Below are 15,231 nucleotides of genomic sequence, written 5' to 3'. Positions count from 1 at the left end.
CACGAAGCGGTCAGTTCGATGACGGAACGCCCCGGTGGGCCCGCTCCAGTTCGAGCAGCCGCTCCTTGCGGTGCAGGCCGCCGCCGTACCCGGTGAGGGCCCCGCCCGCACCGACCACCCGATGGCAGGGCACGACGATCGAGATCGGGTTGCGGCCGTTGGCCGCTCCGACGGCACGGGAGGCCGTGGGCCTGCCCAGGCGCTCGGCGATCCACCCGTAGCTCACCGTCTCCCCGTACGGGATCTCTCGCAACGCCGACCAGACCTCCTGCTGGAACGGCGTCCCCCGCGCCGCCGTCGGCAGGTCGAACTCGGTGCGCCGCCCCTCGAAGTACTCGGTCAGCTGCCGGACGCACTCGGTGAACACCGAGGCGTCCGCAGGCCCGAAGGTCTCCGACGGGGGCCGATGGCGGTGTTCGGCCATGTACACACCGCACAGCAGGCCGTCGGCGGCCACCAGGGTCATCGGCCCCAGGGGACTCTCCATCACCGTATGTGTGCGCCGCTCGGCCACGCCGACCTCTCCCATCGCTGTCTTCTCTCGTCACTCACGTGATCATCATCGCGGCGCGGCGCCGCCGTGTGGCGCCGGCCGCTGCATACCGACGTCGCGACTGCCCGGGGACGGCCCGGGCCGTCGCCCGTCTGCCGCCCCGGGCGGGTAGGCGGGCGTACGGTCTGTCCGGCAACCGGGACGTGAGCCCGGGCCGACGTCTCGACGCCCAGCATGCCCGGCCCGCGTCCGCCCCGGCCGGCGGGAATCCGACATCACATCGGGAGCCGATCTGGCCGATTCCGACCGCAGGCAGTCGGCCGGGTGGCCGTGTCAGTCGGAGGCCGTCGCGGCCCGCGGCCCTCTCGGCCCGGCAGGCCGCCACTCCGGCGGGCACCAGGCGACCGGCCGGTGCAGGGCCGTCGACTCGGACGGGACGCGCCGCGCGGCGGCTCGCGCTCGGCTGGGCGTGGCGCTCCCCGCCACGGGACAGGCCGCCGTTCCCGCCTGACTCGGCGAGCGGGCGAACGGATCGGCGATGCCGGGGAATACCGGGGCCGCGTGCCTGGTTGAAGGGGGTGGTCGGTGCGGTTGTGTCCCCCGGGCTCAATTTCACACCGTCGCGGAATACCGGTTCGGCCGGAGCCGCGTTCGGCAACTCGCCGTGAGGCGACCTCCGCACCGGCCCCCTACCGTGCCGAGCCCACCCCGACCGGCTCGGCACGGCCCAGACCTCTTGCTCGCCGTCGCTGCGACAGCGGTGAGCCGGCGGCATACGGGCGGCGAGAACCCGCCCGATCGTCACCGACGTCGCGTCGTACACGCCGGTCACCTCCGATAGCGGTACAACGCCGTCTCCTCCGCGCTGAACTGCGAGAACGGGAACGGCTCCGCGGACAGCGCGGTGACCCCGGCGCCGAGGAACTCCCGCACCACCGCGCTGCCGGTCTGCGCGTAGACGATCAACGGCAGTCCGCGTGCCCGGCAGGTGGCGAGCAGCGGATCGAAGGTGTCGTTGCTCAACGTCATTCCCGTGGCCACCACCGCGTCGGCCTCCGCCAGCACCGTCGCCATCGACTCGGCGACCGGATCGCCCCACGCGGTCGTCCGAAGGTTCAGATCGCACGGCAGCGGCACGCCGCCCCGCTCCCGGATCGCGGCGATCAGGGGGTTCACCACGCCGATGAGCGCCACTCGGCCCTCCGGTTCGACGTCGAGCAGGCCCGCCACGGCCGCGTCTCGCGCCGCCGCCCGCTGCTCCGGCGTCCCTGCGGGCAGCGCCACGACCTCCGCCTCGGGCGCCGTCCGATGCGGCCGTACCGCGCTCAGGTACGCGTCGAGAGCCGCCACCCGCACCGCGGGCCGCTCGTCGGCGATCAACTCCGCCAGTGCCCGGCCCGCCGCGCCCTCGCAGAAGTCGGCGGCCACCTCCCCCGACTCGAAGGAGCTGGCGCCGAACACCCCGCCCACCCGTAACACCACGTAGTGATTGAGGTAGGTCGTGGCCGCGCCCGCCAGTCTGGTCGCGTGCCGCAGCCAGAACGCGCTGGTCACCGTCAGTTCCGACGGCGGACGCCCCCGCTCGCCTGCCAGCACCGACTCGGTCAACTCCGCCAGCGCCCTCGCTGTCATCCGCCCGCTCTCCTCGTTCGTGCCGTCCGATGCCATCGCCGCACCCGCGATCCGCTCGCCCGCCCCGGCGGCCGGTCGGCCCGTCATCGCAGGCCCCGCACGGCTCCGGCGGGCTGCGGGGCCGGTCGCCCCGCCCAGTTCATCGCCGACCAGGGTCGCGCCAGTTCCCGCACCGAGGAGACCTCCAGCGGCTCGAGCTTGTCCACGTCGTGTGCCTCGGCGTGTCTGCTGTAGGCGGTCTCCACATAGCGGTGGCCGGTGTCGGCCGCGATGAAGATCTGCCTGCGCGCCTCGTCGAGTCGGTGCTCCCACCGCGCGGCCAGGTACGCGGCCCCGGCGGAGAGTCCGGCGAACACCGCGCTGGAGCGCAGTAGTCCCACGGCCCCCGACATCGCGTAGTCGAAGGACAGCCAGTGAATCCGGTCGTACAGCTCATGACGCACGTTCTCGAACTCGATCGAGCTGCCGATGCCCGCGATGAGGATCTCCGCGTCGGCGAGGTGGTCGCTGCCGAAGGTCACGCTGCCGAACGGCTGCACCCCGACCAGCCGTACGTCGCGCCCGGCCGCGCGCAGCCAGGAGGCGATCGCCCCGGTCGACGCCCCGGTGCCCACCGCGCCGACGATGCTCAGCGGGCCGTCGGGGACCTCCTCGGCGATCTGTCGGGCCACCTCGGCGTACCCGTCGTAGTGCACGGGATCGTGGTACTGCCGCATCCAGTGGTACGACGGGTTCTCACGTAACAGCTCGGCGATGCGTCGTACCCGGAGGTTCTGGTCGAGCCGCAGGCTTGAGGACGGTCGCACCAGCTCCACCGTGGCGCCGAGGATCTCCAGCTGCACCTGGAGCACTCGGTCCACCGTGGTGGAGCCGACGATGTGACAGTGCATCCCGTGGCGGTGACACGCCAGCGCCAGGGCGTACGCATAGATTCCGCTGGAGGAGTCGACCAGCGTGTCGCCGGGGCGCACCCGTCCGGACTCCAGCAGCGCCCGCACCGCGCCCAATGCCGAGTACATCTTCATCGTCTCGAAGCGGACGCAGACGAGGTCCGAGTCCACCGAGATCATCGCGGGCCGTTTGACGGCCTCCGTGACATGGTCGTACATCCGTGCTCCCGCCCCATCGACCTGTTCGTCCATCGCCACTGCCGCGCGGGCGCCTGCCGACGCCATGCGTGCGCCGAGCGGGCACAGCACCGAGCAGGGTCGTCGACCCGTCCCGGGCATTCGGCCGGTCCGCCCCGCGTCGTCGCGGGACAGGCAGGTCGACGGCCGAGCGGGGTGCGACACGACGTCGCCCCGCCCGGTTCGGGCCCGACTCGGCCTCCTGCCGCGGCGACTACCGTCGGCCTCGGCTCAACCGGAACAGGTAGGTCAGCACGGCGTCACCCCAGGTCTGCACGTGCACCGTCTCCACCTGGAGTCCGCGCTCCAGTGCATGGCGCACAGCGCCTCGCAGGTCCGCGGTGTTGGACAGGATCACGTAGGCCGAGCCTTCGGCGGCCAGCAGGCCCCGGTCGACGAGCTGGTCGACGAACCGGTCCACGATCGTGCGGCCCACGCACACGTTGCGCACCACGTCGGGCACCTCGCTGGTGCGCACGCTCACCGCGGGCGGGTTGAAGGTGACGACGTCGAACCGCCTGTCCGGCGCGACCGCGTCGAAGAGGTCCGAGGTCAGCGCCTGGAACACCGAGGAGGACGTCGGGGCCGCCAGCCGGGCGTAATGCTCGGCGGCGACCCGCACGCTGTCAGCGTGCACGTCCAGGACGACGACCTCTCGAGCGCCCCGCAGTCCGGCGATCACCGCTTCGACGCCGAGGCCCGCGCCCATCGCGGCGTACGAACGGTCTGCCACCGGAATCGTGCCGTCGGACAGCCGGTCGTGCATCAGCCTGCTCGTGCCGCCCGGCAGGAACACCCCGGGCGGGACGTCGAAGGTCCAGTCGCCGTACTCGTGCCGTCGCCAGGTGTGCACCTCGCTCTTCGACTGGTTGACCTGGAGGATCTCGGTCCGCGACAGGGTGGGCGGCAGCCGGGCGAGCCATTCTCGATCGCCTGCGGACACCTCGGGCGAGGTGGCGCTGCCTGCCTGTGTCTTCCCGTGCATCGACACTCCTCATTCGCGACTCACCACGTGCGCCGTCGACTCGTGAAAGCGACGCCGCAGCCGGTCGTCGGGACCGGCCATGACGACGAGTGGTCACGCTTCGCGTTCCCTCGACCACGAAACGGCACAGGGGTCGATCATGGCATTATTGAGAATGTTTTTCAATAGATCGCCCGGGGGTCCTCGCCTGCCGGCGATCGCGGCGGACATGGTGGCCGATCTCCTCGACGGCACCGGAGTCCGGGCGGTCGCCGAGGGTGCGGGCTCCGCCGGGATACCGTGCACCCATGTCCGCCGTACTGCTGCTCATCGACGTCCAACGCAACATGCTCGAAGGCCCCGAACCGGTGCCGGAGGCCGCGAAGGTCGCCCCGGTCATCGAGGACCTGCTGATCCGAGGGCGCGCCGAGGGGGCCAGGATCGTCCACGTCCGCAACAACGGGACCGACGACGACCCCGACCTGCCGGGCACGGCGGGCTGGAAGCTCGTTCACCCGCCCCGCGAGGGCGAGCACGTCGTCGACAAGCGGCAGCCCGACGCCTTCGCGGAGACCGAGCTGGCGGAGCTCCTCCCCGAGCCGACCACACTGATCATGGCGGGCATGCAGAGCGACTTCTGCGTTCGGGCCACCGCGCTGGCGGCCGTGCGTCGGGGACACCGCGTGCTGCTCGTCAAGGGCGCGCACGCGACGTACGACGACCCCGACGAGAAGATTCCGGCGCACGCCGTCGCCACCGAGGTCGAGCAGGAGCTGACCGCGGCGGGCGTCCGGATCGTCGCGCCCGCCGAGGTCGACTACGCCTGAGGCCCGGGCGACCCGATGTGAACGGGCCCTGCCCCGAACAGGACCTGAGGCGGGTCCGGCGCCTCGGGCATCGGAGCGGGATCGCCCTCGACAGGGCGATCCCGTCGAGTCGGGTGGAGCGCTACGCGGGCGGGTCGGCGGCCTCGCCGTAGTGATCCTCGACGACACGGGCGATGGCCGCCGCGGCGTTGGTGCGCAGCGACGACACGCTGAAGTAGACGTCGCCGCCGACCTCGGGATGAGCCTGGTTGAGCGTCAGATGCTCGCTGAGTTCGGCGGTGTCCCAGGCGGAGTCGCTGCCCACCTTGTAGGCCGCCTGTCCGATGTAGAGCCGCACGCCGGTGCCCGCCACCACGTCGGCCCACCACGGGACCAGCACGGCGTAGTCGGCGGCGGAATGACCGATCTCCCAGTAGACCTGCGGCGTCAGATAGTCGACCCAACCCTGCTGAACCCACCGGCGAGTGTCGGCGAAGATCGCGCTGTAGGACTCCAGCCCGCTGGTGTCCGAGCCGTTCGGATCGCTGGACCTGTTGCGCCAGATGCCGAAGGGACTGACGCCGAAGTCGACGTCGGGTCGGACGGCCTCGACTCGCTCACCCATCTCCCGCACCAGCTGGTCGATGTTGTCACGCCGCCAGTCGGCGATCGAGGCGAAGTCGCCGCCGAACTCCGCGAAGGTGTCCTGATCGGGAATCGTCTCACCGCTCACCGGATAGGGGTAGAAGTAGTCGTCGAAGTGCACGCCGTCGACGGCGTAGTTCTCGACCGCGTCCATCATCGCGACCTGGACGAACTCCCGGACCTCCGGAATGCCCGGGTCATAGTAGAGCCGGCCGCCGTACTGGAAGATCCACTCCGGATTCACCCGCGCCGGATGGTCGGGGGCCAGTCGACTCGGATCGCTCTGAGTGCTGACCCGGTAAGGGTTGAACCAGGCGTGGAACTCCAGGCCGCGGGCGTGTGCCTGTTCGACGAGGAAGGCGAGCGGGTCGTAACCGGGGTCACCGCCCTGCGTTCCGGTGAGCCACTGCGACCACGGCTCGTGCGGGGAGGGCCAGAAGGCGTCGGCCGTGGGGCGGATCTGGACGAAGACGGCGTTGAGACGGAGGTCCACGACCTCGTCGAGCAGGTCGACGTACTCCTGCCGCTGCGCCGCCGCGCTCAGGCCCGCACTGCTGGGCCAGTCGATGTTGGACACACTGGACACCCAGGCGCCACGCAGCTGCGTCTCCTGGCGGGATTCGTCGCCGGTCCGCGGCAAGGCGACGGCGCCGTCGAGCCTCGAGGCCGAGGCCGAGGCCACCGTGAGCGCCGAGCAGAGCAGGCCGACCGCGGTCGCCAGCGCCACCGCCGACCTGAAACGGAATCGGAATCTGGACACGGGCACCGGGCCTTTCGAGGTCGCGTCCGGTTGGCCTCCCCCGTCGGCGAGCACCACTGACAGTGGGAAATTCTCCTCACTCGACCGAACCAGGCAAGAACTTCACCGAATCCAGGGCGATAATCGCCCGTTCGGACCAGCACACGTCGGGCGAGGCGGGAGCCGACCGGCACAGATCAGCCGAACAGCCGCTTGAGCGGATCGACCGAGGTGCCTCAGGGGCCGCGCCGACTCGACGTCAGCCGCGACGCGAATCAGGGCCGCGCACGGGCTCCTCACAGTCGCCGTTGGCCGAGCGCAGCGTGCGCATCGCCTGCGCCAGCGACTCCGAGGCGGCGGGCCCCAACGGTTCCAGCACCCGCTGCCGCAGGATCTCCGCACACAGCGCCCGCGCGCGTTCGGCCCTGTCCCTGCCGTGCTCGGTGAGCGCGGCGTAGGTGACCCGCCGGTCGGTCGGACAGGGCTCTCGCCGGATCAACTCCGCCGCCACGAGGCGGTCGGCGACCTTGGTGAAGCCGCCACTGGTGAGCGCGGCCTCCCTGGCGAGCCTGGTCATCGGGAGCCGGTACTGCGGGGAACGGATGAGGCGGATCAGGATGTCGAAGGAGGCGGGCGTCAGACCGAAACGGGCGGTGATCTCACCCAGCAGCCTGCTCTGGGTCGCCTGATAGCCCTCGATGACCAGACCCCACCAGGTGACCAGCTCGTCGTCGCCCGGTCCCTGCGACGTCACGGCGACTCCACTCTCCGACTCATCTCGCTCTCCTGTGCGCACGACCACAGTTTAGCGCGAAGAACTCTTCCTCGGAGTTATCTTCCATAGAAGATGTTATCCAGATAGCATCTTCCCGAGACCGCATCACTTCAGGAGACCGACACCCATGAGCGACCCCGTCAAGCTGAGCGTCATCTACTACTCCTCGACCGGCACCGTCGCGGAGATCGCCAAGACCCTCGTCGCCGAGGCGGAGAAGGCAGGCGCCGAGGTTCGCCTCCGCAAGGCCGCCGAACTCGCGCCCGACAGCGCCATCGACTCCAACCCGGCCTGGCGCGCCAACGTCGAGGCCACCGCCGACGTCGCCGTGGCGACCCCGGACGACATCGTGTGGGCCGACGCCGTCCTCTTCGGCTCCCCGACGCGGTACGGGAACATCGCCGCCCAGCTCAAGCAGTTCATCGACACCCTCGGCGGCCAGTGGGCGCAGGGCCTCCTCGCCGACAAGGTCTACAGCGGCTTCACCTCCAGCTCCACCGCTCACGGCGGCCAGGAGTCGACGCTGCTCGCGCTTTACCACACCGTGCACCACTTCGGCGGCATCATCGTCAGCCCCGGCTACACCGACGGCTCCAAGTTCGTCGACGGCAACCCCTACGGCACCAGCCACGTCGACGGCCAGGGCGCCACCCCGGTGGACGACACCACCCGCACCGCCGCCGCCGTCCAGGCTCGACGCGTGGTCACGACCACCGCAGCCCTGAAGGCCGGCCGCGGCGACTGAGCCTCCGGCATACCGAGACGCCTGCCGTCCCGGCGGCGACCCGGCTCGGAGACCCCGCGCCCGCGTCGCCGCCCGGACTGCCCGCACCGCCACCGCACGACCGTCAGGCCCCGCCCCGCAGGCTCGACCACCGATGGCAGGAGATCAGCACCATGGCGATACAGACGAGCGGCCTGCACCACGTCACCGCGATCGGCGGCGACCCGCAGCGCAACGTCGACTTCTACCTGCGCACGCTGGGCCTGCGCATCGTGAAGACCACGGTCAACTTCGACGACGCGGGCACCTACCACCTCTACTACGGCGACGAGTCCGGTCGGCCCGGCTCGCTGATGACCTTCTTCCCCTGGAGGGGAGCGCCGAAGGGCAGACACGGCACCGGCCAGGCCACGGCCACGGCCTTCTCGGTCCCCGAGGGATCCATCGGCTGGTGGCACGCACACCTGACCGCCCACGGCGTCGACGTCGACGAACTCCAGCACCGCGACGAGGAGACCGTCCTCCCCTTCCGCGACCCCGACGGACTCGCCCTGGCCCTCGTCGAGCACACCCGGCCCGACCCCCGCGCTCCGTGGGACGACGGACGGATCCCGGTGGAACACGCCGTCCGAGGCCTGCACTCGGTCACGCTCTCCGTCGCCGACGAGACCGCGACCGCCGCGATGCTCGTCGACGATCTCGGCCTGCGCCTCACCGAGGAACAGGGCCCTCGACTCCGCTTCGCCGCGGGCGACGGCGGCCCCGGCGCCCTGGTCGACGTCCTCGTCACCCCCGCCGCCCCGCGCGGACTCGTCGCGGCGGGCACCGTGCACCATGTCGCCTGGCGCGTTCCCGACGCCGCCACCCAGGTCGACTGGCGCGCCGAGCTCGTCGATCGAGGCGTGTCCGTCACCTCGATCATGGATCGCCAGTACTTCCGCTCGATCTACTTCCGGGAACCCGGCGGCACCCTGCTGGAGGTGGCCACCGACGAGCCCGGCTTCACCGCCGACGAACCGCTGCTCGAACTGGGGCGTGCCCTGCGGCTCCCACCCTGGTTGGAGCCCGACCGCGAACAGATCCAGGCCATGCTGCCTCGGCTGAACCTGCCCGACGAGAACAACCCGGCTCAGCTCGCCGCCGAACAGGAGACGGCCGACACCGGCGCGGCGCCGCAGCAGGCCGGCACGGAGACGCCATGAGCGAGCGAGACAGGCCGCTGCGGCATCGGTTCCATCCCGGCGATGAGGACTCCCCCGTCCTGCTGCTCCTGCACGGCACCGGCGGCGGGCCGGACGACCTCGTCGGCCTGGCCCGCGAGCTGAGCCCGACCGCACCGCTGATCGCGCCCGCCGGCCCGGTCAGCGAGCACGGCGCGGCCCGCTGGTTCCGCAGACTGGCCGAGGGCGTGTTCGACGACGCGGACGTCGTCGCCCGCGCCCACCAGCTCGCCGACTTCGTCGACGACGCCCGTCACCGCCACGGTCTCGCCGATCGTCGGCTGATCGCACTCGGCTTCTCCAACGGCGCCAACATCGCCGCCGCGGTGGTCCTGCTGCGACCCGCGAGCCTGCGGGAGGCGGTGTTGTTCTCCGCCATGATGCCGCTGCCCGACGCCCCGGAGGAGTCGCTGACCGGCAGCAGGGTGCTGCTGTCCAACGGGAAGCGCGACCCGATGGCACCGCTGCCCGCCGCCGACCGGCTGGTCGCGGCGCTGGCGGAGAACTCGGCGCAGGTGACGACCCATCGTCATCCCGGCGGGCACGAGATCACCGTCACCGGTCTCCAGGCGGCCCGCGACTGGCTGGGCGATGGGGACTGGCCGGATCGAGACTGATCACGCGACACCGGGTCGGCCGAGGTACGGGGGCATCTCGGCCGGTGCTCTCCACCCGGGGAGCAGCCGCGGCACGGCCCCTTCGCTACGCCGCCGAGACGGGCGGGGCCGACCGGTCTCGGCCCGAGCTGAAGAGATCCGCCGGCGCGTCTCAGGAAAGGCGTCGATCGGATCGACGAGGTGGGCGGCGGGCAGGCCCCCGCGTCGCCGCCGCCCGCGGCGATCGCCCGGCACGGCCGCGGAGCAGGACAGCCGCCCGTCGACACACGACATCGACCGAAGCAGGCTCGAACACCCGGCCGTACCGAACCGAGGGGCGAGCCACCGCGACGGCGGGAGCGGGGCGCCGTCGGCCAGCGCCGCGGCCGGAACGACGCCCACGGACCGCCGGAGAATGTCGGCAACCGCTCGATCGGAGGACAGGGATGCGCGGCTTCGTGCACAGCTCGACGCCCAGCCGGGTGATCTTCGGCGCGGGTGTCGTCGACGGCCTCGGCGCCGAGGCCGCCCGGCTCGACGCCCGCCGAGTCCTGGTGCTCAGCGGGCCGTCACGGCGATCGGTCGACCGGATTCGCGGCGCCCTCGGCACGCTGTTCGTCGCGGAGTTCACGGGGGCACGGATGCACGCGCCCGTCGCCGTCACCGAACAGGCGCTGGCCGTGGCCCGGGAACACGAGGTCGACTGTCTGGTGGCCGTCGGGGGCGGCACCGCCACCGGGCTGGCCAAGGCGGTGGCCGCCCGCACCGGGCTGCCGCAGCTGATCGTGCCGACGACCTACGCGGGGTCGGAGGTGACCTCGGTGCTCGGGGAGACGGCGAACGGCCGGAAGACGACCCGGTCCTCCCCCGGACTGCTTCCCGAGACCGTGCTCTACGACGTCGACCTGACACTCGGCCTGCCCGTCGACCTCTCGATCGCCAGCGGCGTCAACGCGGTGGCGCACGCGGTGGAGGCCTTGTATTCGCCGCAGGTCAACGCCCTGATCGACGCCGTAGCGCATGCCGCGATCGGCCTCATCGTGCCCGCGCTGGCCGCGGTCGCCGCGCGGCCCGCCGACCGCTCGACGCGCGCGGACCTGCTGGAGGGCGCCTGGCTGGCGGGAACCTGTCTGGCCTCGGCCGACATGGGCCTGCATCACAAGCTCTGCCACGTCCTCGGCGGCTCTTTCGGCCTGCCGCACGCGCCGGCCCACACCGTCGTGCTGCCGCATGTGATCGCGTTCAACGCCCACGCCGTCCCCGACGTGACGGCCGGCATCGCCGCGACGATGGGAGTGCCGGACGCCGCGGCCGGGCTTGCCGAGCTGATCGGCACGCTCGGCGGACCGACCTCCCTGCGGGAGCTCGGGATGGCCGAAGTCGATCTGACCGAGGCCGCCCGGCTGGCGGTCGTCGCCCCGTACCCCAACCCGAGGCCCGTCGACGCCGCGGTGCTGGAGACTCTGCTGCGAGACGCCTGGCACGGGCGGACGCCCGACGCCCGAGTCCCGTCGTCGCCGTCTCCCCGCTGAGGGGACGGGACCCGCCACCACCGGCCGCCGGGGGTGCCCGGCCACGAGTACCCGGGCGTGGGATGACGCGCGGCGGCTCGCTCCGCGACCGTGCGAGGGTTCTCGACGCCTCGGCCGTCCGCGGCGGCTTCCGTCTCCCATCCACTCGTCGATCAGCATGCGCCGCGTCTCCCCTGGTCTCCTGCCGGCGGACACCCACGACCCGCCCGTGAAGGATCGCCTCGCCCGCTTCCCAGAGCACCCGCCTCGGCCGGCAGCGGCGACAGGTCACGGACCGACCTCGCGCAGGCACGACATCTCGAGGGTGTGGACAGGCTTCTCCCGTCGTGCCCGATCCCCCGGGAGCGACGACGGCAGCCGGTCAGCGGATCGGCCGGAACCGCGACCGGCGTGTCGACGGCGTGTGCATGACGTCCGCTTCCACCCTCCGCCGGTTCCGATCCGTGTCGTCATCCCGGAGTTCTGGAGCGGTGCGGACCTCTGGCGATTGATTTCGATCAACACTGAAGCAATGGAGGAAACTGTTCCTATCGAGGATCTCAGGGCCGGGCCTTCCGCGGCGTCCGGCCCGTCGTTCTCCGAGCAGCCGGGAAGGGCTACGTCGGACCTCACCCGCCCGTCGTGCGCAGGCTCACACCGGGGCGGCATGGCGCCACCCGGGTAGACGAGCACCCGCCCGAGTGGTCCGGACGAGTGAAACGAGCGGCCCCGAGTTGCCGGGTCACCAGAAAAACCCAATGCTCCCCAGCGTAGTCGATCGACTACACAAGGTAGGAAACGGAGGTCGAGGTGCACAGACAGGCCGAGGCGACAGGTCGATATCCGTTCGTACCGGCGACGGCAGGCGTGCTCACCGCGACGCCGTCCGGCAGCCGGGCGGACGCGAGTTCGGCGGCGACGGCCTGAACAACAAGGCCTGCTCATCGTGCCTCGTGATCGGACGACCTCCCCGGCGCCCACCCGAGAACGGCGTTCGCATCGCGGAGCGGTATGACCACCGCTCTCCGGCACGAGAGCGTGGCCGCATGTCGACGGTCGGGTCGACTCGACGGCGATGATCGGACCCCCCACCGGTCATCGCCGTCTCCCGGCCGCCGCGATCGGCGACGACCAGGACGTCACGGCACCGGCCGGGCGGCAGCGCCCCTCCTGACCACAGTGCCCCCAGGGTCGACGGGCGCTCAGCGACGCGGATCGACCAGTACCTTGGCGTGTCTGCTCTGTCCCGAGTCGAGTTCGGTGAGCAGCCGCGACAGGTCATCCAGCCCGACCGTCCCGGTGTGCAGCTCCTCGGTCCGCACCGCCCCGCTCGCGATGGAGCGCATCGCCCCGAGGAAGTCCTCGTGGTGATAGGCCAGGGACCCCAGCACGGTCAGCTCACGCGACTGCCAGTCCCCGTAGCTGACCTCGGACGACGTCATCGGATACCCCAACAGCGCCAGCATCCCGCCACGCCGCACGAGCTCGGCGGAGGACTGCAGGAGCCCCGCCACCCCGCTGCACTCGTACACGACATCCGCACCGAGCCCGTCGGTGATCTCCCGCAGCCGGGAGACGAACTCCTCCCCCGGCTCGTACACCTCGGTGAAGCCGAGCGCCTGCGCCGTCGCCCGCCGCCCCGGCGACGGCTCGACCACGAGCACCACTCCGGCGCCGGCGTGCCGGGCATGCTGTGCGGTCAACAGGCCGATGGGGCCCGCTCCCTGCACGACCACGAGCGCACCGAAGGGCTGACGGGCCCGCTTCACCGCGTGAAAGGTGACGGCGGTCGGCTCGACGAGCGCCGCCTGTTCCTCGCTGATGCCGCCGAGTACCGGGACGACTCGGCGGGCGTTCACCGCGAGATCGGTCGCGAATCCGCCGTGCGGCGGAGCGTCGGGGGTGACGCCGTTGGCCTCGGCGAAGACGGTGTCGCAGTTCGCGGTGTGGCCGGCACGGCACTGCGCGCAGCGGCCGCAGGCGGGACCGACCCCAGCGACGACGCGATCCCCCACCGCCAGGCCGGTGACGTCGTCGCCGACCGCGGTCACGGTGCCCGCCCACTCATGTCCGAACACGGCAGGCGGGATGAGCCCGCCCGAGGTGAAGGCGTGGGTGTCGGTTGCGCAGACGCCGCAATACGTGACGGCGACGACCACTCCGTCGGGTGCCGGTTCCGGCGGACTCGTGGACGTCCGGATCTCGAGGGCACCGGGAGCGGTGACGACGGCGTGACGGTAGGGAGCCGAGGTCGACCTGGCAGTCATGTTCGGGAGTCTATGGCGATCCGGCGCATCGGCAGGATGAACGGGCCGAGACGCCGCGCTGGGACCAGGCGCGGGCGGTCACACCGCGCGCTCGCCGACCACCCCGTCGACGACCTCGATGCGCCGAGTGATCCGCACCGCGTCCAGCATGCGCCGATCGTGGGTGACCAGCAGCAGTGTGCCCTGGTAGGAGTCCAACGCCGACTCGAGCTGTTCGATGGCGGGCAGGTCGAGGTGATTGGTCGGCTCGTCCAGCACCAGCAGATTCACTCCCCTGGCCTGCAGCAGGGCCAGCGCGGCGCGGGTCCGCTCCCCCGGCGAGAGCGAGGACGCGGACCGGAAGACGTGCTCGGCGACGAGGCCGAACTTCGCCAGCAGCGTCCGGATCTCGTCGGGCGGCGGGCCCGGGAGCTCGCGGCGGAACGCCTCCAGCAACGGCAGGTCGCCGACGAACAGCGCCCTGGCCTGGTCGACCTCGCCGACGACGACGCCGGAGCCCAGCGCGGCGGCGCCGGACTCGGGTTCGAGCCTGCCGAGCAGCGCGGCCAGCAGTGTCGACTTTCCCGCGCCGTTGGCCCCGGTGATCGCCAGTCGATCCGCCCAGTCGATCTGGAGGTCCACCGGTCCGAGCGTGAAGGATCCGCGTCGGAGCACGGCCGCCCGCAGCGTCGCCACCACCGCGCCCGATCGGGGGGCGGCGGCGATCGACATCTGGAGTTCCCACTCCTTGCGCGGCTCCTCCACGACGTCGAGCCGCTCGATGAGCCGCTCGGTCTGGCGCGCCTTGGCGGCCTGCTTCTCCGTGGCCTCGGAGCGGAACTTGCGGCCGATCTTGTCGTTGTCGGTGGCCTTGCGCCGGGCGTTCTTGACGCCCTTCTCCATCCAGGCCCGCTGGGTACGGGCCCGGGAGAGCAGGGCGTCACGGGTGTCCGCGTACTCCTCGTAGTCCTGCCGGGCGTGCCGCCGGACCCGCTCTCGCTCGGTGAGGTAGGCGTCGTACCCGCCGCCGTAGTGCCGCACCTGCTGCTGAGCGAGGTCGAGTTCCAGGACACTGGTCACGGTCCTGGCCAGGAACTCCCGATCGTGGCTGACCAGCACGGTCGGTGCCCGTAGGCCGCGCACGAACTCCTCGAGACGGTCGAGCCCGTCCAGGTCGAGATCGTTGGTCGGCTCGTCGAGCAGGAAGACGTCGTACCGACTGAGCAGCAGCGAGGTCATTCCCGCCCGCGCGGCCTGGCCGCCGGAGAGCGCGGTCATCGGCAGGTCGAGTCCGACACCGAGTCCGAGCGCGGCGGCGGTCTCCTCGGCGCGTTCCGGCAGGTCGGCGCCGCCGAGGGCCAGCCAACGGTCCAGCGCGGTCTCGTAGGCGTCGTCGGCGCCGGGCACGCCGTCGGTGAGGGCCGCGACGGACGAGTCCAACGCCTCCTGCGCGGCGGCCACTCCGGTCCGGCGGGCCAGGAACCCTCGCACGGTCTCCCCGGCCCGCCGCTCGGGCTCCTGCGGCAGATGACCGACGGTCGCGGTGGGCGGATTCAGGGTGACCGTCCCCTGATCGGGGGTGTCCCGGCCCGCGAGGAGCCGTAGCAGCGTTGACTTGCCCGCACCGTTCACGCCGACCAGCCCGACCACGTCGCCGGGCGCGACGACGAGATCCAGTCCGCTGAACAGTGTGTGATCGCCGAAGCCGGCCGCGAGGTCCTTGGCGACGAGGGTTGCTCCCATGAGGACGCCG

13 protein-coding genes are annotated in these 15,231 nt (G+C 71.7%); 5 read left to right on the top strand and 8 right to left on the bottom strand.

From position 1 onward, the window contains the following. Positions 1–10: 10 nt before the first annotated feature. From AHOG_RS13800 to AHOG_RS13785, 4 genes are all read right to left on the bottom strand, one after another. Positions 11–487: a methylated-DNA--[protein]-cysteine S-methyltransferase gene (locus AHOG_RS13800; RefSeq protein WP_169725860.1), complete on the bottom strand. Its 477-nt coding sequence runs from the start codon at positions 485–487 to the stop codon at positions 11–13. A gap of 834 nt (positions 488–1,321) precedes the next feature. After that, entirely contained in the window at positions 1,322–2,212 is an 891-nt protein-coding gene (locus AHOG_RS13795) for a Rossmann-like domain-containing protein (RefSeq protein ID WP_245856756.1), read from the bottom strand. Next, positions 2,209–3,234: a pyridoxal-phosphate dependent enzyme gene (locus AHOG_RS13790; protein ID WP_093944444.1), complete on the bottom strand. Its 1,026-nt coding sequence runs from the start codon at positions 3,232–3,234 to the stop codon at positions 2,209–2,211. Before AHOG_RS13790 ends, AHOG_RS13795 begins: the two co-directional genes overlap by 4 nt. 232 nt (positions 3,235–3,466) lie before the next feature. Then, on the bottom strand, positions 3,467–4,237 hold the full coding sequence (locus tag AHOG_RS13785; protein ID WP_093944443.1) for a methyltransferase: 771 nt from the start codon (positions 4,235–4,237) through the stop codon (positions 3,467–3,469). Positions 4,238–4,524: 287 nt separating this feature from the next. On the opposite strand from AHOG_RS13785, the gene AHOG_RS13780 reads away from it, so the two are divergent. Continuing rightward, the gene (locus tag AHOG_RS13780; RefSeq protein WP_093941715.1) at positions 4,525–5,043 is read left to right on the top strand and encodes an isochorismatase family protein; all 519 of its coding nucleotides are present in this window, start codon (positions 4,525–4,527) and stop codon (positions 5,041–5,043) included. A gap of 121 nt (positions 5,044–5,164) precedes the next feature. Here AHOG_RS13780 and AHOG_RS13775 read toward each other — a convergent pair whose 3' ends face one another. Then, positions 5,165–6,427, bottom strand: coding sequence for a glycoside hydrolase family 10-like protein (locus AHOG_RS13775; protein WP_245856754.1), 1,263 nt, complete (start codon positions 6,425–6,427; stop codon positions 5,165–5,167). Positions 6,428–6,665: 238 nt separating this feature from the next. Continuing rightward, positions 6,666–7,160: a MarR family winged helix-turn-helix transcriptional regulator gene (locus AHOG_RS13770; protein WP_093941714.1), complete on the bottom strand. Its 495-nt coding sequence runs from the start codon at positions 7,158–7,160 to the stop codon at positions 6,666–6,668. Between the two features lie 148 nt (positions 7,161–7,308). Between AHOG_RS13770 and wrbA the strand changes: the two genes are divergently transcribed. From wrbA to AHOG_RS13750, 4 genes are all read left to right on the top strand, one after another. Next, positions 7,309–7,926: an NAD(P)H:quinone oxidoreductase gene (gene wrbA, locus AHOG_RS13765; RefSeq protein WP_093941713.1), complete on the top strand. Its 618-nt coding sequence runs from the start codon at positions 7,309–7,311 to the stop codon at positions 7,924–7,926. Between the two features lie 152 nt (positions 7,927–8,078). After that, entirely contained in the window at positions 8,079–9,107 is a 1,029-nt protein-coding gene (locus tag AHOG_RS13760; RefSeq protein ID WP_093941712.1) for a ring-cleaving dioxygenase, read from the top strand. Continuing rightward, complete coding sequence (locus AHOG_RS13755; RefSeq protein WP_093941711.1) at positions 9,104–9,742, top strand: alpha/beta hydrolase; 639 nt, start codon at positions 9,104–9,106, stop codon at positions 9,740–9,742. The genes AHOG_RS13760 and AHOG_RS13755 overlap by 4 nt, the downstream gene beginning before the upstream one ends. A gap of 425 nt (positions 9,743–10,167) precedes the next feature. Then, positions 10,168–11,253: a maleylacetate reductase gene (locus AHOG_RS13750; protein ID WP_093941710.1), complete on the top strand. Its 1,086-nt coding sequence runs from the start codon at positions 10,168–10,170 to the stop codon at positions 11,251–11,253. Between the two features lie 1,181 nt (positions 11,254–12,434). Here AHOG_RS13750 and AHOG_RS13745 read toward each other — a convergent pair. Both AHOG_RS13745 and AHOG_RS13740 read right to left on the bottom strand, forming a co-directional pair. Beyond that, the gene (locus AHOG_RS13745) at positions 12,435–13,499 is read right to left on the bottom strand and encodes a zinc-dependent alcohol dehydrogenase (RefSeq protein ID WP_093941709.1); all 1,065 of its coding nucleotides are present in this window, start codon (positions 13,497–13,499) and stop codon (positions 12,435–12,437) included. Positions 13,500–13,577: 78 nt separating this feature from the next. Next, entirely contained in the window at positions 13,578–15,221 is a 1,644-nt protein-coding gene (locus AHOG_RS13740) for an ABC-F family ATP-binding cassette domain-containing protein (protein ID WP_093941708.1), read from the bottom strand. Positions 15,222–15,231 lie beyond the last annotated feature (10 nt).

It is taken from the genome of Actinoalloteichus hoggarensis (assembly GCF_002234535.1).
Taxonomy (GTDB): domain Bacteria; phylum Actinomycetota; class Actinomycetes; order Mycobacteriales; family Pseudonocardiaceae; genus Actinoalloteichus_A; species Actinoalloteichus_A hoggarensis.
Note: the sequence above shows the minus strand (reverse complement) of the source record. Positions and strands in the feature narration are given on the sequence as shown.

Bases quoted from the DNA above. Each gene is read 5' to 3' on its own strand.
- AHOG_RS13800 (WP_169725860.1), bottom strand. From the start codon at position 487: ATGGAGAGTCCCCTGGGGCCGATGACCCTGGTGGCCGCCGACGGCCTG.
- AHOG_RS13795 (WP_245856756.1), bottom strand. From the start codon at position 2,212: ATGACGGGCCGACCGGCCGCCGGGGCGGGCGAGCGGATCGCGGGTGCG.
- AHOG_RS13790 (WP_093944444.1), bottom strand. From the start codon at position 3,234: ATGTACGACCATGTCACGGAGGCCGTCAAACGGCCCGCGATGATCTCG.
- AHOG_RS13785 (WP_093944443.1), bottom strand. From the start codon at position 4,237: ATGCACGGGAAGACACAGGCAGGCAGCGCCACCTCGCCCGAGGTGTCC.
- AHOG_RS13780 (WP_093941715.1), top strand. From the start codon at position 4,525: ATGTCCGCCGTACTGCTGCTCATCGACGTCCAACGCAACATGCTCGAA.
- wrbA (WP_093941713.1), top strand. From the start codon at position 7,309: ATGAGCGACCCCGTCAAGCTGAGCGTCATCTACTACTCCTCGACCGGC.
- AHOG_RS13760 (WP_093941712.1), top strand. From the start codon at position 8,079: ATGGCGATACAGACGAGCGGCCTGCACCACGTCACCGCGATCGGCGGC.
- AHOG_RS13755 (WP_093941711.1), top strand. From the start codon at position 9,104: ATGAGCGAGCGAGACAGGCCGCTGCGGCATCGGTTCCATCCCGGCGAT.
- AHOG_RS13750 (WP_093941710.1), top strand. From the start codon at position 10,168: ATGCGCGGCTTCGTGCACAGCTCGACGCCCAGCCGGGTGATCTTCGGC.
- AHOG_RS13745 (WP_093941709.1), bottom strand. From the start codon at position 13,499: ATGACTGCCAGGTCGACCTCGGCTCCCTACCGTCACGCCGTCGTCACC.
- AHOG_RS13740 (WP_093941708.1), bottom strand. From the start codon at position 15,221: ATGGGAGCAACCCTCGTCGCCAAGGACCTCGCGGCCGGCTTCGGCGAT.